Source organism: Mesorhizobium sp. M0045 (assembly GCF_040323385.1).
Classification (GTDB): domain Bacteria; phylum Pseudomonadota; class Alphaproteobacteria; order Rhizobiales; family Rhizobiaceae; genus Mesorhizobium.
Map to the genome: position 1 here is coordinate 96166 of NZ_JAMYUY010000004.1, position 18540 is coordinate 114705.

Consider the following 18540-nt stretch of genomic DNA (forward strand, 5'->3'; position numbering starts at 1 on the left):
CGTCGAATTTGGCGGGCCAGGTGAGACGATGGACGACCTTGGAGCACAAGAACAAGCGGTTCTCGACCTCATTGCGGCGAATCCGTTTGCCGGCCAGCAGGATATTGCAACCGCGCTCGGCATTGCCCGCTCGACGGTCGCCGCCCACATCGTGCAACTCATTAACAAAGGCTACATTCTCGGCCGCGGCTATGTCTTGCCGGCGTCCAAACGTATGGTCTGCATCGGCGGCGCGGTGCTCGACCGCAAATACCACGCCAAGAAGGATCTGATCTTCGAGACATCGAACCCGGTCGACGGCCATCGCAGCTTCGGCGGGGTTGCCCGCAACGTCGCCGAAAACCTTGCCCGTCTCGGTGTCGACATAAGCTTCGTCTCGATCGTCGGCGAGGATGAAACCGGCCGCGCGCTGGTGCGGCATTTGCGTGACTTCGGCGCCGATGTCAGCCAGGTCATCACCACCACGGAGCGGCCCACGGCCGAATACGCGGCCATCCTCGACCGCAACAACGATCTCGTGCTCGGCATCGCCGACATGGAGATCTTCGATCTGTTTTTGCCGTCCTATCTCGACCGTTTCTGGCCGCATCTGGCTTCGGCGACATGGGTGTTCATCGACTGCAACCTGCCGGCCGCGACCATCGCAGCGCTGATCTCGCGCAAGCACGGTGCGCGCTTCAGGCTCGCAGTCGACACGGTATCGTCGCCGAAGTCGGCGCGTCTGCCGAAGGACCTGGCCGGCATCGATCTTCTGTTCACCAATCATGACGAAGCCAATGCGATGCTCGGCGTCACGGATGCCGACAAGCGGCTGACGCCGGAGGGAGCAGCAGCAGGGCTGCGCGCGGCCGGCGCCGCCGAAGTGATCGTGACCGCAGGCGCGCATGGATTTGCCGTTGCGACCGAGAGCGGTGTGACGGCCATGCGCTCCGTCCCGGCGCAGGCCGTCGACATCACCGGCGCCGGTGACGCGATGATCGCCGGCACCCTGTACAAGGTGCTTTCGGGTGAGCCGGTCGCTCATGCCGTGCGCACCGGCGCGCTGCTTGCCACACTGACCACCGAGAGCGAATCCAGCGTCCACCCCGATCTGTCGCCGCGCTTCCTTGCCGTCGGCATGTACCGCATTCCTGCCTGAAAGCGAGATGATATGAAACCTTCCCTTGTCCATTTGAACGATGAAGTCGCTGCTGCGCTTGATAAGGGCCGCGCGGTGGTGGCATTGGAATCGACGATTATCACCCACGGCATGCCATATCCGGCCAATCTGGAAACTGCCCGTGGTGTCGAGACCGTGGTGCGTGAAAACGGCGCCGTGCCCGCCACGATCGCAGTGGTCGCTGGCAAGATCAAGGTTGGCCTCGACGACCGGGAACTGGAAGAGCTGGCAGCGGCAAAGGGCGTGGTCAAGGCTTCCGGGCGCGATCTCGCCGCAATCATGGTGCGCGGCGGCTCGGCCGGAACCACCGTGTCGGCGACGATGCGGATTGCCGCTTTAGCAGGGATCGGTATTTTCGCGACCGGCGGCGTCGGTGGCGTGCATCGCGGCGCCGAAGCCACTTTCGATATCTCCGCTGACCTGACCGAACTCGGCCAGACCGGCACGACCGTCGTCTGCGCCGGGGTTAAGTCGATACTCGATATTGCGAAGACGCTGGAATATCTGGAAACTCAGCGCGTGCCGGTCATTGCCTATGGGAGCGATGATTTTCCGGCTTTCTACACCCGCTCCAGCGGGCTCAAGGCCGACCATCGCCTCGATACCCCCGACGAGGTCGCGCGAGCCATGCTGCTGCATGACGAGATGCAATCCGGCACCGGCATTCTCGTCGCCAACCCGATTCCCGAAGCGGACGCGCTCGATCCGGCGTTCATCGACGGCACGATCGCAGCGGCCGTTGCTGAGGCCGAGAAGCGCGGCATCGGGCGCAAGGAACTGACGCCGTTTCTGCTCGCCCGCATCAACGAGCTTTCACAAGGCCGCAGCCTGAAGGCCAACATCGCGCTTGTCCGCAACAACGCCGCGCTTGCTGCCCGCATCGCGGTTGCGCATGCGGAATTGAAGGCCGCGACCAGATAGAGACAGCGCCCGGCCAGCGCTACGTGCCTTCGATTTCAGCCCGGCGCGAGGTCGAAGATGCGCCCGGCATTGAGGATGTTGTTCGGGTCGAAGGCCGCTTTCAGGCGGCGCATGGCCGCGATCTCGGCGTCGCTGCGTACCAGATGCAGCCATTCCTTCTTGTCGAGGCCGATGCCATGCTCGGCCGAGACGCCGCCGCCAGCCGCGGCCACACCCTGGTAGATGATCCCGTATGCGGCCGCCGGATCCACGGTGCGGACCTGGTAATGCAGGTTGCCGTCGCCGAGATGGCCGAAGACGTAGATGTCGGCGCTCGGGTCGACGGCTTTGATAGCGGCTTCCGTCTCGCGCAGGAAAGTCGCCATTTTCGCCAGCGGGATGCTGACATCGACGCTAATCAGGCCTGCTATCGAAAACAGAAAACGGTTGGCCTCCTCGCGCACCGCCCAGAGCGCCCGGAATTCGCGCGGCGATTGCGAGGCGACGACGTCGTCGATCAGGCCATCTTCAACCGCCTGCATCAGCACCGCGGCGAAGCGGTCGCCGTCGCGGTCCGGCTCGCTGCCCTGTATCTCGGCCAGCACATAGACGGGTGAGCCGACCGGCAGCGGCGCCGGCGCCTCCATGCCGGCGATCATGGCGCCATAGAGCGGTGCGAAATTCACATCATAGGCCGAGAGCAACGGCCCAAGCTTCTGCCGGAGCTGCGCAAGCAGCGCAATCGCCGCATCGAGCGATGGAACTGCGCAGAAGGCATTGACCTCGGTGGCAGGTTTGGGATGCAGCCGCAGGCAGGCGCGCGTGACCACGCCGAGCGTGCCTTCGCTGCCGATGAAGAGCTGGTTGAGGTCATAGCCGGAATTGTCCTTTGGCAAGCCCTTGAGCGACGTGAGCACACTGCCGTCGGCAAGCACCGCCTCCAGCCCAAGCACCTGCGCCCGGTACATGCCGTAGCGCAGCACGCGGATACCGCCGGCATTGGTGGCGACATTGCCGCCGACGGTGGCCGTGCCGCGCGCGCCGATGTCGACGCCGAAAAGCAAGCCGGCCGCATCGGCCGCGTCCTGCACCATTTGCAGCGGCGCGCCGGCCTCGGCGACGATCGTCGCCGCCTCGCGGTCGGGCGCCGCGACCGCCGTCATGCGCTCCAGCGACAGCACCGCCTCGCCGGGCTGGATGCGCGCCGCGCCCGCAAGACCGGTGCGGCCACCTTGGATCACAAGCCTCTGCCCGATTTCATTGCACAGGCGCAGTATGTCCGATACCTCGCCGGCAGTGCGCGGTCGCAGCACGACCTCCGGCCGCGCACCGGTCTTGCCGTCGGGGTCTTCCCTGTAACGCGGCCCGGCCTCATCGGCCGAGACGATTGCTGACCTGTCCAGCCGCTTTTCCAGCCGCGACAGGAGCTCGGCGGTCAGCGGGGACAGAGCGCTCACGGATGTTGTCGTCATGCGCCGCTCCTGGAAAAGGCCGACGATAGACACGGACTGCTGGTTGTCAAACCTTGCGGGACTGCCAATCGCGACCGGCCGTCAGCCTCGAGCCTTCAGGAACTCGATCACCATCGCCGCGGTCCAGGTGAAGCGATTGCCGCCGAGCGGCTCGCCGCTGAAGGGACCGTAATATTCGGCAAAACCGCTCTCGGCGATCAGGTCGAGACTGGATTGCGTGATCCGTTGTGCGATTTGGCTGTGGCCGGCGGCGGCAAGGCCGTCGGCGATCATGTAATTGACCACCAGCCAGACCGGGCCGCGCCAGTAGCGCTTTGGGTCGAAGCGTCCATCGCCAGGATCGTGCGAGGGGACGATGTAACGCGCTTTGCCGGCGATGCGCTCGATCGTTGCAGCGATGGCCGCCGCCCGGCTTTCCGGAATGGCCGAAAACACCGGCAGAATGCCGCCGACCGACGCGCTGTCCACGAGCTTTCCGGCCACTCGGTCGAAACAAATGTACTGGCCATGTGTGTCGCTCCACAGCCGTTCCATCGTTGAAAGCCCCTTTTCGGCACGGGCGCGGTTGGCTTCTGCGATTTCGGTTTCGCCAAGTGCCTCGGCGAGATCGGCAAGGTCGGCGGCGGAACGGATCAGGATGGCGTTGAAGCCGGGATCGACGACCTGGAAGGGCGAGGCATCGTGCAGCCGGGTGTTGTCCCAACCAAGTTCGCGGAAATGCTGCAGCAGCCAGATATAGCGATCGTACTGGGCCCTGGTCGGTCGATGCGCAGGGTCGGCGTGCAGGATGTCGCGGCGGGTGTAGGGCTCGACGCCTTCGGTCGGCACGCGCTCGAACGCCTCGTCCCAGTCGATCGAGTTGTCGCGGCCGGACTCCCATGGGTGAATTATGGCGACCAGCCCTTCGCCGTTCGGGTCGCGATTTTCGTAGAACCAGCGGTGCCAAGCGTCGATCTTCGGCAGCAGCGCGCGGGCGCGCTCGGCCGCCAGTTTCTTGTCCTTGGCCTGATCGAACAGGCGGCGCACGGCAAAGCCGGCGACTGCCGGCTGGGTGATGCCCGAGGTGGCGGTCGGGCGGTCCGTTCGCCAGACCTCCGGCCCGGGGAAATAGCCGTCGCTCCAGACGTGGAAGACGATGTGCGGCACCATGCCGTCCGGCCACTGGTGAGCGAACAGCGTGTCGATCTCGGTCCAGGCTCGGGCCTCGTCATAGTGGGCAAGACCGAGGGCGGTCAGGCAGGAATCCCAATTCCACTGGAACGGGTAGAGGCCCTTGGTCGGTATGGTATAGGTGCCTTGGTCATTTTCCCTGAGCACCTCGACGGCGCGGGCGATGGTTTCGTCGACAGCAAGAGATATCATCGGGGCGTTCGTACTTTCAGGATCGAAGGGAGGATCAAAGGGCGTTCGTGGTTTCGGGATCGAACCAGCGGATGCGATCGGGTTTGGGCGAAAGCCGCAAGTGATCGCCGACGGCGACCGTGGCATTCGATTCGAGGATGGCGCGAAACAGGCCGCCCTCGACGTCGCAGGTGGCCAGCGTGTGCGGTCCGAGCGGCTCGACGACGCGCACGGTGGCGTTAATACCTTCGTTGCCGGCGTCCACATCCTCGGGGCGAATGGCGAACTCTATCGTCTGCTTGTCCGATTTGGGGCCGGGCAGCGTCAGGCCGGCGACGGTCCAACTGCCGTTCGCCGTCTTCGTCGCCGGGATGAAATTCATCGGCGGGTTGCCGATGAAGGAGCCGACGAAGCGGGCGGCCGGATTACGATAGACCTCGACTGGCGAGGCGGCCTGGACGATACGGCCTTGATGCATGACGGCGATGCGGTCGGCGAGGCTCATCGCCTCGACCTGGTCGTGGGTAACGTAGATGGTGGTGGTCTTGGACGCCGCCAGCACGCCCTTGAGCTCGGCGCGCATTTCGAGCCTGAGCAGCGCGTCGAGGTTCGACAGCGGCTCGTCCATCAGGATCACATCGGGCTCCATGGCGAGCGCGCGGGCGACGGCCACACGCTGGCGCTGGCCGCCGGAAAGCTGGCCCGAATAGCGCTTCAAAAGTTGCTCGATATGCATGAGCTCCGCGGTGCGGTTGACGCGCCCGTCGACCTCCTGCTGCGGCAGCTTCTTCATGCGCAGGCCGAAGGCGATGTTCTCGAATACCGTCAGGTGCGGAAAGACCGCGTAATTCTGGAACACCATGGCGATGCCGCGGTCGCGCGGCGGCAGATGGTCGACGCGACGGCCGCCGATCCAGACTTCGCCCTGGCTTGGCGTTTCCAGCCCGGCGACGATCCTCAGCAGCGTGGTCTTGCCGCAGCCCGAGGCGCCAAGCAGCACCATGAATTCCTGGTCGGCGATGGTCAGGTCGATCGAATGCAGCGCGGTGAAGCCGCCGAAACGTTTTGCCACCTGCTTGATGACGATCTCAGCCATCGGCGTTCTCTTTTGTGCGCGTCATCGGTTGGCGATCCCCCACATGGCGAACAGATATTTGCGGACGGCGAAGATGAAGATCAGCGCCGGGATAACCAAGGCAGCACCGCCGGCGAATTTGAGGTAGAGCGGCGATTCGCCAAGGCTCTGCAGCAGGAAGGCGGTCAGCGTCCGGTTCTCGATGGTGAGCACGGCGGCGGCAAACACCTCGTTCCAGGAGATGGTGAAGGCAAACACCGCCGACGCCGCGATGCCCGGCAGCGCCAGCGGCAGAATGACTTTTCGGAATGCCTGCAATCTCGTGCAGCCGAGTGTCCAGGCAGCTTCCTCCAGCTCGACTGGGATGCCGGAGAACAGCGAGAAGGTAATCAGCACGGCAAACGGCAGCGCCAGCGTGGTGTGGACCAGCGCCAGCCCGATCGCGGTATCGTCGAGGCCGGTGCGGATGAACATCACCGCCAGCGGTAGCGCCAGCAGCGGCAGCGGGAAGGCGCGGGTCATCAGCACGAGGAAACGGAACGTTTCCTTGCCCCGGAATTCGAAGCGCGACAGCGCGTAGCCCGCGGGTGCGCCGAAACCGATCGAGAGGAGCATCGTCAGCGTGGCGACGAGAACGGAGTTCCACAGCGCCTTGGCGACGCCGGCGAAATTGATGAAGAAAGAAAGGCTGCCGAAATCGAATGACGGGAAGAAGCGCTTGGGAAAGGCGGTCACCTCTTCCGGCGACGACAGCGCGTTGACGATCAACAGATAGATCGGCAGCAGCACCCAGACGCAAAGCAGGATGACGGTGGCGACCAGCAACCAGTTACCGGCTTTGCGGGCCTCAGGCGCGGCGATCGAGAGTTCCGCGACCGTGCTCATATCCGCGCCTCCTTCGGCACACGCAGCACCCGCAGGAAGAACAGCGTGAAACCGATCGAGATGGCGAGGATGAACAGCGCCATGGCGGCGGCGACATTGCGGTCCTGCAGCGTGAACTGCCAATTGTAGGTCTCGCCCATCAGCACCGGCAGATTGGTGCCGCCGAGTGCTGCAACCACGGCAAAGACTTCAAAGGCAAGGATGACGCGCAGGATGATCGCCGTCTGCAGGCTTGGGCGCAGCAGAGGCAGCGTGATCTTGATGAAGCGCTTCCACGGGCTAGCGCCAAAAACCTCCGCCGCCTCGTAGTATTCCCGGGGGATCAGCCCCATGCCGGCGACTAGAATGACCATCATGATGGCGGTCGCGCGCCAGATCTCGGCCAGCGCCACGGCGATGAAGATCGTCAGCTTGCTCTGATAGCCGAGGAACATAACCGGCCTGTGGATGACGCCGAGATTGGAGAGCAAGGTGTTCAGGAAGCCGGACTGGTCGAAGATGGCGAGCCAGATCAGCCCGGCGGCGAGATCGGAGATGCCGAGCGGAATAGCGAAGATGTAAAGCGCGGTGCTGCGCCCGGTTTCAAGCCGCGACACCACCGTTGCCATCAGCAGCGCCATCACCAGTTGGATCGGCACGACGATGGCGCTCAGCAGCAGCGTATTGCGGACAGTGACCGGAAACTTCCAGCTGCCCGCCATGGTGCGGAAATTGTCGAGCGTAAAACCGCCGTCGCGGGTGAACGCCTCGAAGGCGACCAGCGCGAACGGGTAGAGGAAGAAGACGCAGAGGAACAGCGTCGCCGGCATCAGCAGCAGATAGGGAAGGGCCTTGCCGTGCATGGAGCGCTCTCTATTCGACGCTTGAAAAAAGGGTGGGCGCCCGGCGCGCTGGAAATCCGGACGCCCAGGGAGGATTCCTAATCGACCGGGCAGGCGCCTTGCGATGGCTTGTCGGGCGCCCAGCACGGCGCCTTCGCCTGTTCGATGATCGCTTTCAGCGCCGTCGCCTGTTCGTCGAGCACGTCGTGCACATCCTCGCCGCCGAGCACGATGCGCTCGAAGCTGTCGGTGTAGATCTGATTGAACTTGCCGCTGAGGCCGCCAAGTCCCATCGGCAGCAGCGCCGGCAACGCATCGGGAGCTGCTGTCATGGTGGCGATCACTGGGCTGAAAGCCTTCACCGAGGCCGGCATGTCGTCGGGCAGCTTGACGTCGACGATGGGGAAGAAGTTTGTCGCCTTCAGCGTCGCGATCTGGGTTTCCGGTTTCAGCATATAGGCGACCAGCGCCTTGGCCTTGTCCATGTCAGGCGAGGTCTTCGGGATAGCGACACCGGCCACCACCGGCATGTAGCCGCGGCCTGCCGGGCCAGCCGGCGCCGGAAAGGCGACGAAGTCATTGGGTTTCTGGTTAAAGGCGTCGGCAAGCCGCGCCACGTGGTCGAATGCCACCCAGACTTCGCCGGTCAGCAGCGGCTCCTGCATGAAGGCATAGTTGGTCGAATTCGGGTTGGTGTACTGCCACAACTCCTTGAATTTGTTCCACGCCGTCTCGGCCTCCGCCGAGCGGAACTTGGTCACCATCGAACCGGTATAAGACGGAAGGAGAAAACCCTCGAAGAAACGATGCTTCAGCCCTTTCGGGCCGGCCGGAAAACCGAACTTGGGTGAACCAGTCTTTTCCGCGATGTTTTTCGCCCACTCGATCAGTTGGTCATAAGTGATGGTGTTGAGATCGGTGCCGGCCGGCAGATATTGCAGCGCCTGTTTGTTGGCCGCCATCAGAAAGGTGGCCTGCATCCATGGCAGGTACTTCTGCTCGCCGGTGCCGAGCATGCCGAGCTTCTTGTAGGTCTCGTTGACCTTGACGCCACCGAGATCGACGCCGGACAGATCGACAAGGTTCGCGCCGACGGTGGAGAAGTCTCCGTGCAGGCCGCCGAGCACGCCTATGGTGCCGGAGCCGGCCTGCAGTTCGGCCTGAAGGCGGGTGAGCCAGGGCCCGTCCTCGGCGACCTGATAGTCGACCTGGCCGTCAAACCCCTTCAGCACTTCGCTGCGCATCTTCTGTGTCTCTTCCACTGGTCGCGCCTGTGTCGACCAGAACAACACTTGCTGGGCTTGTGCTGCGCCAGCAGCAAGCCACAACGCCAGCACCGCACCTGCCAATGTCCTCAACGCATTCATCGTCATCTTCCTCCCTGGTTGTGCGCCGCTAAGGCGTCAGTTCCGTCCTGTAGGTGTCGGGCCATGGCTTGCCCGCGAGACAAGTATCGGCCGCACCAGCCGCGTCAGCGGCGTGGTCGGCCTGTCGCCGATGACGGTCAGCAGCATCTCGCCGATCTCGCGCGCGCACTGGCGGATCGAGGCGTCGAAAGTGGTCAGCCCCGGCGGCGCATAGGCGGAGGCGGCTATGTTGTCGAAGCCGATCACCGACAGGTCGTGAGGAATGGCAAGTCCGGCGCGCCCTGCCTCTTCCATGACCGTCAGCGCCAGCTCGTCGAACAGCGCGACAATGGCCGTCGGCCGCTCGGCAGCGTGCAGCAGCCGGTTGATCGCCTGGATGCGGGCACCGCGATCGAAACGCGGCGCCGTCGCCACATCGAGCCTGACCGACGGATCGCCCCGGCGGGCGATCGCGGCGGCGAGCCCATCCTGCCTAAGATGGCGAAACGTCATCGGCTCGGAAATCGTCACCAGGCCGAAATGCCGGTGTCCGAGGTTGTAGAGCATGTCGAAGGCTTCGCCGAAAGCATGCGCGCCATCGGTATCGAGCCAATGGTAGGCAAAGTCGCCGTCGAGCAGCCTGCCATGCGCGACGAACGGGAAATTGCGTTGGCGCAAATAGGCAAGCCGCTCGTCGACCTCGGCGATACGGGTGACGATGACCCCGTCGGCGCGGCCCGATTCGACGACATGGCGAAGCACGGAAAGTTCCGACTGGCCCTGCGCCGCTGCGGCCAGGATCAGGTCGGAGCCGTGCGAAACCAGCCCTTCGCCGAGCCCTGTGACGAATTCGCCGAGGAAGGAATCGACCAGATTGGGGCCGCGGATCGGCAGCACCATGCCGACAAAGCCGCTGCGGCCGGAGACCAGCGTGCGGGCTGCGGTATTCGGCACATAGCCGGCCAGGCGCGCGGCCTCGGTGACACGTTGGCGCGTTTTCAAGGCGATCTGCTCGTGGCCGGCAAGGGCCCGCGAAACGGTGGTGATTGACAGGCCGAGCTGCGCAGCAAGTTCCTTGAGGGTGGTAACGCGGGCCGGCATCGTTCCTCCCGAACGAAGTTTGAAACGTTTGTAATCACTTCAAGCGAAATTGCAAACGTTTTAAATGGCGCGCGGTTGGTGTGATTTCTTGCCCGTTGGGTAGCGCGGCCCTATCGACCCCGGCCCGCAAGCTCCTGGTCGGCGATTTAAACGCAGCGGTTGCTTGACTCGGGCGACGCCTTGTGAAAAATTTTGCAGCAACTGATAAAAATATCAAAGGGCGGAAATGGTTGGTTTTGGCAACGGCCTGCTGCGCGACGATGAGACAGGTATGGCAGCCCGTGCCGCCTGGCTTCACTATGCCGGCGGCCTGACCCAGTCGGAGGTCGCCAAGCGGCTCGGCCTGACCAGCCTCAAGGCGCATCGCCTGATCACCAAGGCCAATCAGGAAGGCCTGGTCAAAGTCTATATCGACGGCGAAGTCTCCGAATGCGTGGAGCTTGAGGACGAGTTGTCCGGCCGCTACGGCCTCGACTATTGCGAGGTAGTTCCGGACTTCGATGCCGAAGACCTGCCGCTCAAGGCGCTCGGCATCGCCGGCGCGCAGTTTCTCAAGCGCGAGATCGAACGCGGCGAAGAGGCGCTGATCGGCGTCGGCCACGGCCGCACGCTTGCCGCCTGCGTGGAGTATCTGCCGCGCATATCGGCCGGCCGGATCCGTTTCGTCTCGCTGCTTGGCGGCCTGACGCGCAAGTTCTCGGCCAATCCGCATGACGTCATCCACCGCGTCGCCGAACGGACCGGTGCGGAGGCCTATGTGATGCCCGTACCGATGTTCGCCAACACGGTCGAGGATCGAACCGTGTTGCTCGGGCAGAAGGGCGTCAGCGATGTCTTCGACCTCGCCAAGTCCGCCGACTTGCTTATCGCCGGCATCGGCACCGCCGAGCGTGAGGCCTCGCTTGTCGCCACCGGTATGATCGAGAAGGGCGAGATGGAGGAGATCCGCCGTAATGGCGGCGTCGGCGAACTGCTCGGGCATTTCTTCGACGACGCCGGAAAGGCCGTTGCGACGACGCTTTCCGACCGGGCGCTGGCGCTGGCGCGCGAAGACATCAGCAACCGCAGGATTGTCGCCGTGGCCGGCGGCAAGGTGAAGGTTCGTGCCATCAAATCAGTGCTGGAGGGCCGCTATCTCAAAGGCTTGATAACCGACGAGCGGACGGCGCGATCGCTCGTGGAACAGACGCCGGTCGGGTAGCCGGCAACCATTTCGTTGAAACTACCCTGTGGAGGAGAAGAGAAATGCATGAGAAAGAGAAAGACCTCATCGACGCGTTCCTGCGTGGACAAGTCGACCGCCGTGGGCTGATCAAGGGCCTCGGTGCAATGGGCCTTGCCGCCAGCACCGCCGGCACACTGCTCAATTTCGGGCAGACCCGCGCCCTGGCGGCTGATTTCGACTGGCAGGCGCATAAGGGCAAGACCATCAAGCTGTTGCTCAACAAGCATCCTTACGCCGATGCGATGATCGCCAACCTCGACAATTTCAAGCAGTTGACCGGCATGAATGTCGTCTATGACGTGTTCCCCGAAGACGTCTATTTCGACAAGGTTACCGCCGCGCTGTCGGCCAGCTCGCCCGAATACGATGCCTTCATGACCGGCGCCTACATGACCTGGACCTACGGCCCGGCCGGCTGGATCACCGACCTCAACGAATGGATCAAGGATCCGGCCAAGACCAACCCGAAATATGCCTGGGACGACTTCCTGCCAGGCGTCAGAAAGTCCTGCGCCTGGAACGGCCAGCCTGGCGGAGTGCTCGGCTCCGACGACGCCAAGCAGTGGTGCATTCCGTGGGGCTTCGAACAGAACAACATCACCTACAACAAGGGCATGTTCGACAAGGTCGGCGTCAGCGTTCCCGGCAATATGGATGAGATGGTCGCTACGGCGGCGAAGCTCACCAAGGACGTCGGCGGTGGCGTCTACGGCATCGGCGTGCGCGGCTCGCGCTCCTGGGCAACGATCCACCCGGGCTTCCTGTCGGCCTACGCCAATTTCGACCAGAAGGACCTGAACGTCTCGGCTGACGGCAAGCTGTCGGCCGCGATGAGCACCGCCGAATCCAAGGCTTTCCACAAACAGTGGGTCCAGATGATTCAGGAGAGCGGCCCGAAGGACTGGTCGACCTATACCTGGTACCAGGTCGGCACCGATCTCGGTGCAGGCGCCTCGGCGATGATCTACGATGCCGACATTCTCGGCTACTTCATGAATGGCGGCGATAACAAGATGGCCGGCAAGCTCGCCTTCGCGGCGTTCAAGGCCAATCCCGCCGCCAAGGCACCGACGCCCAATATCTGGATCTGGTCGCTGTCGATGTCCAACTTCTCCAAGGACAAGGACGCCACCTGGTACTTCATGCAATGGGCATCCGGACCCGAGCATGCACTGTTCGGTGCGACCAAGATGGACTTCGTCAATCCGGTCCGCCAGTCGGTCTGGAACGACCAGATGTTCCGGGACAAGTTGAACAAGAGCTATCCCGGTTATGTCGAGATGTTCGACGTCTCGGCGCCGGGCGCCAGCATCAAGTTCACTCCGCAGCCGCTGTTCTTCGATCTCACCACCGAATGGGCGGCGACGCTGCAGAAGATGGTGGCCAAGGAAGTGCCGGTCGACGAGGGCCTCGACAAGCTGGCCGAGAGCATCAACGGTCAGCTCAAGGAAGCCGGGCTCGGCTAAGGCGCGGCAAAGGCTGGCCCGTCGCGGGCCAGCCTTTGAGATGTGATCGTTTGCGACGCGGTCCCGAAAGGTGCCGCCTGCTCGCCCGACCGGCCGCCTTGCTCCCTTGGGCGGCCGGGACGGCGAAGCAACAGGATGACGGAGCAGCAGATGACTGCGGCGACAATACAAAGAAACGGGCCGTCGGGCTTCAGGATCAGCAAGCGTGTGCTGCCTTACCTCCTCAGCCTGCCGGCCCTGCTGGTCTGCATCGGAATCCTGATCCCGTTCCTGACCTCGGTGGTCTATTCGTTCCAGCGCTACCGGTTGAGCCAACCCTGGGCGCGGCAGTTCAACTGGGGCGACAACTATATCTCCTTCTTCACCGACCCGAAGTTCTGGAACACGCTGGAGATTTCGCTGCTCTACGCCGGCATCACCGTCGTGCTCGAGCTGCTTCTCGGTCTCGGCATCGCCATGCTGCTGCAGAAGCGCTCGACGTTAAACAACTTCATCTCGATCATGCTGTTGATGCCGCTGATGACGGCGCCGGCGCTCGCCGCGCTGATGTGGAAGCTGATGACCAATCCCGGCTTCGGTGTGCTCAGCTATCTCGCTAGCCTGATCGGGCTGCAGGATTTCCGCTGGGCCTCGTCTCCGTCGACGGCATTGCTCACCGTCGTCCTTGTTGACATCTGGGTCTACACGCCTTTCATCATGATCCTACTGCTTGCCGGACTGCGCAGCCTGCCGACGCAGCCCTTCGAGGCGGCAGCACTCGACGGCGTGCCGCGCAGCTTCGTCTTCTTCCGCATCACCCTGCCGATGCTGACCCCCTATATCCTGACAGCGACGCTGTTCCGCCTGCTCGATTCAATCCAGCAGTTCGACATCATCTACGCCATGACCCAAGGCGGCCCGGGCGATACGCTGACCGTCTTCCAGGTGGAGGCCTATCTCAACTTCTTCCAGTCGACCAATGTCGGCCGCTCCGCAGCACTGATGATCATCCTGTGGGCGATCACCTATTTCCTCTCGAACATTTTCATCAAGAACTGGCTGCGGCTGCGCGAACGCGCCCGCGGCCATGCATAGGAGGCTGGCATGGAACACACCTCCCTTCTCGAACGCATCCTGCGTGGCATAGCCCTGGCGCTGGTCGTGATCTTCTTCATGTTCCCGATCGTCTGGATCCTGATGATGTCGTTCCAGACCAACGAGACAATCCTGCGGATCCCGCCGCAGCTTGTCTTCGAGCCGACGCTCGCCAACTACACCGCCTTGATCACAGGCAAGCTGATGACGGCAGCCGGCACGCTCGACATCGCCTTCATGCGCAATCTCTGGAATTCCGTCTTCCTGTCGGTCACCTCGGTTGCCGTCGCGCTACTGCTCGGCGTTCCCGCAGCCTATGCCTTTGCCCGGCACAAATTCCGCGGCTCGGAGGACATCGCCTTCACGCTGCTGTCGTTCCGGTTCGCGCCGGCGCTGCTGGTGCTTTTGCCGCTCACCCTCTATTTCCAGAAGCTCGGGCTGGCCAACACCTATATCGGGCTGATCTGGGTCTACCAGCTGATCTGCCTGCCGCTGATCCTGTGGATCGTGCGCGGCTATTTCGAGGATATTCCGGCCGACATCGAATACGCCTACCGCATTGCCGGCCATTCCTGGTTTGCCACCTTCCGCAAGATCGCGTTGCCGCTCGCCGGGCCGGGCATTGCCGCTGCCGGCCTGCTCGCCTTCATCTTCGCCTGGAACAATTTCGTCTTTGCGCTGGTGCTCGCCTCGGCCGACAAGCAGCCTGTGACGGTCGGCGCGCTGGCGTTCATCACCTCCTCCGGCATCCAGTACGGCCAGATCTCAGCCGCGATCGTGCTGTCGATCACGCCGACGCTGGCGCTCGCGCTTTATGCGCAGCGCTATCTCGTCGAAGGCCTGTCGCTTGGCGCGGTGAAAGGATAGTCCGATGGCAAGCCTCGAACTGCGAAACATCGTCAAGCGCTACAAAAGCCAGACCGTTCTCGACAATCTGTCGCTGACCGTCGCCGACGGCGAAACGCTGGTCCTGTTCGGGCCGTCCGGCGCCGGCAAGACGGTGCTATTGCGGCTGGTCGCCGGCGTCATCGACCCCGACGAGGGAAAGATCCTCATCGGCGGCGAGGACATGACCGACGTCGACGCCGAGTTCCGCGGCGTCGGCATGGCATTCCAGAACTTCGCGCTGTTCCCGCATATGACGGCGTTCGACAACATCGCCACGCCGCTGCAGGCGAAGCATTCGTCGCAGGGCGCGATCAAGGCTGGCGTCGAGAGCGTCGGCAAGCTGTTGAAGATCGGCCATGTGCTCAGCCACAAGCCGCGGGCGCTGTCCAACGGCCAGAAGCAGCGCACTGCGCTTGCCCGCGCCCTGGTCGGCTCGCCGCCGCTTCTGCTGCTCGATGATCCCTTGCGCAACGTCGATGCCAAATTGCGCTTCGAAATGCGGCTCGAACTGCCAAGACTGCTCGCCGATCGTGGCGCAACTGTTGTCTACGTCACCCAGGACTACAAGGAAGCGATGGCGCTTGGCGATCGCATCGCAGTGATGTCGCAAGGCGTCGTGAAACAGCTAGGCACACCCGAACAGATCTATCGCGAGCCGGCCAACGTCGAGATCGCCCGGCTGTTCGGCGACCCGACCATCAACCTGCTCGACGTCAAGCCGTCCCGGGATGCCAAGGGCGTCTATGTCGGCCTGTCCAATGTCCAGGTCCATCTGGCCGGCGCGCATGAGGCGGCGGTCGGCCGTGACTGCGTGATCGGCTTGCGGCCGGAGGCGCTGGCCTTTGTTGACGAAGGCACGTCCGGCGCCATCCCGGTGACGGTCGAGGCCGAGACGCCGCTCAACGAGAAGATCGTCACACTGGTGCGCACCGTGCGAGGCCGTGAAATCCTGGTTTCGCGTCCGTCCGGGATACCGGGTCAATCCGAGGGCAGGGCGCATATCGCTGTCGACAGCAAAAGCGCCCTGCTGTTCGATCGTGCAAGCGGCGAGCGCATTGGCTCGAAAAATGTCGTCAATTTGCGCAGTGGAGAAGCGGCATGAGCCCGAGCGCAATCACCATTTCGGGCGTCGACAAGTTCTACGGTCCGGTCGACCGCGGCGTGCACGCCGTCAAGAACCTGACGATGGAAATCGCCAAGGGCGAGATCGTGGCACTGCTCGGCTCATCCGGCTGCGGCAAGACCTCGACATTGCGCATGATCGCAGGCTTCGAAGAGGTCTCGCGCGGCACAATCTCGGTTGCCGGCCGCAAGGTGCACACGTTGCCGCCGGTCAAGCGCAACGTCGCGATGGCCTTCGAGGGCTATTCGCTCTACCCGCCCCTGACCGTGCGCGAGAACATGGCCTTCGCCCTCAAGGCTGCCAGGCTGGCTAAGAGCGCGGTCGATGCAAAGGTTGCTCATATCGCCAAGCTGCTTGAGATAGAGGACATTCTCGAGCGCTATCCGAGCTCGATCTCCGGCGGCCAGCAGCAGCGCGCCAGCCTCGGCCGGGCGCTGATCCGCGAAGCCAACCTGCACCTGCTGGACGAGCCGATGGGCCAACTCGAGCCGCAGCTTCGCGCTGTGCTGCGCGGCCGCATCAAGCACTTCATCAAGGAGCGCGGCCTGACCGCGATCCTGGTCACCCACGATCAGACGGAGGCCAATGCGCTGGCCGACCGTATCGCCGTCATGGAAGGCGGCGTGCTGCAGCAGTTCGATACGCCTGACAGGATCAAGGAGCGGCCGGCAAACCTGTTCACCGGCACCTTCGTTGGCGAGCCGCCAATGAATGTCTTCGAAGCCTATGTCGGCACGACTGACGGCAAGATCAATCTCAAGCTGCCCGACGGGCTTTCGCTCGACTACGACAAGGATGCCTTCAGCGGCCCGGTTCGCGACGAATTGCTCAACCGGCAGCGCGTCGTCATCGGCGTCAGGCCTTATGCTGTCCGCCGCTCCAAGGACGGCGTGCCGGCCACGGTTTCGGCCAATCAATGGCTCGGCGATCAGACCCATATCGCCGCCGATTTCGCCGGCGGTTCGCTGGTTCTGGTTGAGCATGACCGGACCCGCCTGGAGCTCGGGGCGCCGATCAAGGTCAGCATCGATCCAAAAAACCTGCACGTCTTCGATCAGGCGAGCGGTGACGCCATTTCGCATGGCACGGAGCTTGCCTGATGCGGGATGTGCTGATCGGCGTCGACGCCGGCACGTCTGTCATGAAATCCGTCGCCTTCGACACGGCGGGCAGGCAGATCGCGGCCGCCGCGCTGCCCAACAAGTACGAGACACTGCCGGGCGGCGGCGCCGAGCAGGACTTGACACGCACCTGGGCCGATACCGCGACGACCTTGCGCGAGCTTGCCAACAAGGTGCCGGACCTCGCCAGCCGGACCATTGCCATCGCCGTGACCGGGCAGGGCGACGGCACCTGGTTGATCGACAAGGATGGTGAGCCGGTGGCCAAGGGCTGGCTGTGGCTCGACGCGCGCGCTGCCGCGGTCGTCGAGGAGATACGCGCGCGGCCCGAGGACCGGCTGCGCTTCGAAAAGACCGGCAGCGGGCTCGCTGCCTGCCAGCAAGGATCGCAGTTCGTCTTCATGAAGCGCCACATGCCCGCGATGCTTGCCAATGCAGCGACGGCCTTCCACTGCAAGGACTGGCTCTATTTCAAGTTGACCGGCCAACGCGCCACCGACCCGTCCGAGGGCACCTTTACCTTCGGCGACTTCCGCACGCGCGGCTATTCAGATGATGTGCTCGAGGTACTCGGAGTCACCGATCTCCGGCATCTGCTGCCGCCGATCGTAGATGGCACCAGGCAAAGCACCTCGCTGTCGGCGGCAGCAGCCAAAGCGACCGGTCTGCTCGCCGGCACGCCGGTCGTTCTGGCCTATGTCGATGTCGCCTGCACGGCGCTTGGCGCCGGCCTGTTCGATCGCGAGCGCAAGCCGGGATGCTCGATCATTGGCTCCACCGGAATGCATATGCGGCTTGCCGAAACGCCGGAGGAGGTTCTGCTCAATGAGGCTGCAACCGGCTACACGATGACGATGCCGGCACCGGGCGTCTTTGCGCAGATGCAGTCGAACATGGCGGCAACGCTCAATATTGACTGGGTCCTTGGCCTCGCCTCCGGCATTCTCGCCTCGCAAGGTATCACACGGACCAATGGCGAGATGATCGCGCTGGTCGACCAGTGGATATCGTCGTCCGAGCCAGGCTCGTTGCTCTACCAGCCTTATGTCTCGGAGGCCGGCGAGCGAGGCCCGTTCGTCGATGCCAATGCCCGGGCCGGCTTCATCGGCATTTCGTCCAGGCACGGCTATGCCGACATGGTTCGTGCGGTGTTCGAGGGACTGGCTTTCGCGGCACGCGATTGCTACGCCGCCATGGGGCCGCTGCCCAAGGAAATCCGCCTGACCGGCGGAGCGGCCAGGAGCCCGGCGCTGCGCAATATCCTGGGTGCTGCGATCGGCGCCGACATTCGCACCAGCGAGCGCGAGGAGGCCGGTGCGGCGGGCGCTGCAATGATTGCTGCGGTCTGCGTCGGCCAGTACGCATCGATGGACGATTGCGTCAGTGAATGGGTCACACCGTTGCTCCGTGCGTCCGAGCCCAGCGATCGAAAACTTGCCGCTGCCTATGAGGCGATGGCTCCGTCCTACACATTGGCGCACGAGGCGCTGCGGCCAGTCTGGCGTTCGCTGGCCGCGTCCAGGCAAACCGACGTGAATTGAGA

Annotated in this window: 16 protein-coding genes; 9 read left to right on the top strand and 7 right to left on the bottom strand. The window is 63.5% G+C overall.

The window, feature by feature from the left end; translation table 11 throughout:
* The first annotated feature begins 28 nt into the window (after window positions 1-28).
* Window positions 29-1138 carry a carbohydrate kinase gene (locus tag NKJ72_RS07795; protein WP_352476529.1) on the top strand — a complete coding sequence of 370 codons (1110 nt, stop codon included), beginning with the start codon at window positions 29-31 and terminating at the stop codon, window positions 1136-1138.
* 12 nt (window positions 1139-1150) lie between these two features.
* The gene (locus tag NKJ72_RS07800) at window positions 1151-2080 is read left to right on the top strand and encodes a pseudouridine-5'-phosphate glycosidase (protein WP_352476530.1); all 930 of its coding nucleotides are present in this window, start codon (window positions 1151-1153) and stop codon (window positions 2078-2080) included.
* A 35-nt stretch (window positions 2081-2115) separates the two neighbouring features.
* On the opposite strand, the gene NKJ72_RS07805 is transcribed toward NKJ72_RS07800, so the two are convergent.
* From NKJ72_RS07805 to NKJ72_RS07835, 7 genes are all read right to left on the bottom strand, one after another.
* A complete protein-coding gene (locus tag NKJ72_RS07805) occupies window positions 2116-3531 on the bottom strand; it encodes an FAD-binding oxidoreductase (RefSeq protein ID WP_352476531.1) in 1416 nt (471 codons plus the stop codon).
* 81 nt (window positions 3532-3612) lie between these two features.
* The gene (locus NKJ72_RS07810) at window positions 3613-4893 is read right to left on the bottom strand and encodes an amylo-alpha-1,6-glucosidase (protein ID WP_352476532.1); all 1281 of its coding nucleotides are present in this window, start codon (window positions 4891-4893) and stop codon (window positions 3613-3615) included.
* 34 nt (window positions 4894-4927) lie between these two features.
* Complete coding sequence (locus tag NKJ72_RS07815; protein WP_352476533.1) at window positions 4928-5968, bottom strand: ABC transporter ATP-binding protein; 1041 nt, start codon at window positions 5966-5968, stop codon at window positions 4928-4930.
* 21 nt (window positions 5969-5989) lie between these two features.
* A complete protein-coding gene (locus tag NKJ72_RS07820; RefSeq protein WP_352476534.1) occupies window positions 5990-6832 on the bottom strand; it encodes a carbohydrate ABC transporter permease in 843 nt (280 codons plus the stop codon).
* Window positions 6829-7674, bottom strand: coding sequence for a carbohydrate ABC transporter permease (locus NKJ72_RS07825; RefSeq protein ID WP_352476535.1), 846 nt, complete (start codon window positions 7672-7674; stop codon window positions 6829-6831). Before NKJ72_RS07825 ends, NKJ72_RS07820 begins: the two co-directional genes overlap by 4 nt.
* A 77-nt stretch (window positions 7675-7751) precedes the next feature.
* Entirely contained in the window at window positions 7752-9020 is a 1269-nt protein-coding gene (locus NKJ72_RS07830) for an ABC transporter substrate-binding protein (RefSeq protein WP_352476536.1), read from the bottom strand.
* Window positions 9021-9056: 36 nt separating this feature from the next.
* A complete protein-coding gene (locus NKJ72_RS07835; RefSeq protein ID WP_352476537.1) occupies window positions 9057-10100 on the bottom strand; it encodes a substrate-binding domain-containing protein in 1044 nt (347 codons plus the stop codon).
* A 226-nt stretch (window positions 10101-10326) separates the two neighbouring features.
* On the opposite strand from NKJ72_RS07835, the gene NKJ72_RS07840 reads away from it, so the two are divergent.
* The 7 genes from NKJ72_RS07840 to NKJ72_RS07870 all read left to right on the top strand — a co-directional run bounded on the left by NKJ72_RS07840 (window position 10327) and on the right by NKJ72_RS07870 (window position 18538).
* Window positions 10327-11301: a sugar-binding transcriptional regulator gene (locus NKJ72_RS07840; protein WP_023676028.1), complete on the top strand. Its 975-nt coding sequence runs from the start codon at window positions 10327-10329 to the stop codon at window positions 11299-11301.
* Window positions 11302-11345: 44 nt separating this feature from the next.
* Window positions 11346-12791 carry an ABC transporter substrate-binding protein gene (locus tag NKJ72_RS07845; RefSeq protein WP_254818725.1) on the top strand — a complete coding sequence of 482 codons (1446 nt, stop codon included), beginning with the start codon at window positions 11346-11348 and terminating at the stop codon, window positions 12789-12791.
* A gap of 150 nt (window positions 12792-12941) precedes the next feature.
* Window positions 12942-13865 carry a carbohydrate ABC transporter permease gene (locus NKJ72_RS07850; RefSeq protein WP_352476538.1) on the top strand — a complete coding sequence of 308 codons (924 nt, stop codon included), beginning with the start codon at window positions 12942-12944 and terminating at the stop codon, window positions 13863-13865.
* A gap of 9 nt (window positions 13866-13874) precedes the next feature.
* Window positions 13875-14732 carry a carbohydrate ABC transporter permease gene (locus NKJ72_RS07855; protein ID WP_023676025.1) on the top strand — a complete coding sequence of 286 codons (858 nt, stop codon included), beginning with the start codon at window positions 13875-13877 and terminating at the stop codon, window positions 14730-14732.
* Window positions 14733-14736: 4 nt separating this feature from the next.
* Window positions 14737-15855 (top strand): ABC transporter ATP-binding protein, encoded by a 1119-nt coding sequence (locus NKJ72_RS07860; protein WP_352476539.1) that lies wholly within the window; start codon window positions 14737-14739, stop codon window positions 15853-15855.
* Window positions 15852-16976, top strand: a complete 1125-nt coding sequence (locus tag NKJ72_RS07865; RefSeq protein WP_352476540.1) for an ABC transporter ATP-binding protein — start codon at window positions 15852-15854, stop codon at window positions 16974-16976. The genes NKJ72_RS07860 and NKJ72_RS07865 overlap by 4 nt, the downstream gene beginning before the upstream one ends.
* A complete protein-coding gene (locus NKJ72_RS07870) occupies window positions 16976-18538 on the top strand; it encodes an FGGY-family carbohydrate kinase (RefSeq protein ID WP_352476541.1) in 1563 nt (520 codons plus the stop codon). The genes NKJ72_RS07865 and NKJ72_RS07870 overlap by 1 nt, the downstream gene beginning before the upstream one ends.
* Window positions 18539-18540: the final 2 nt, after the last annotated feature.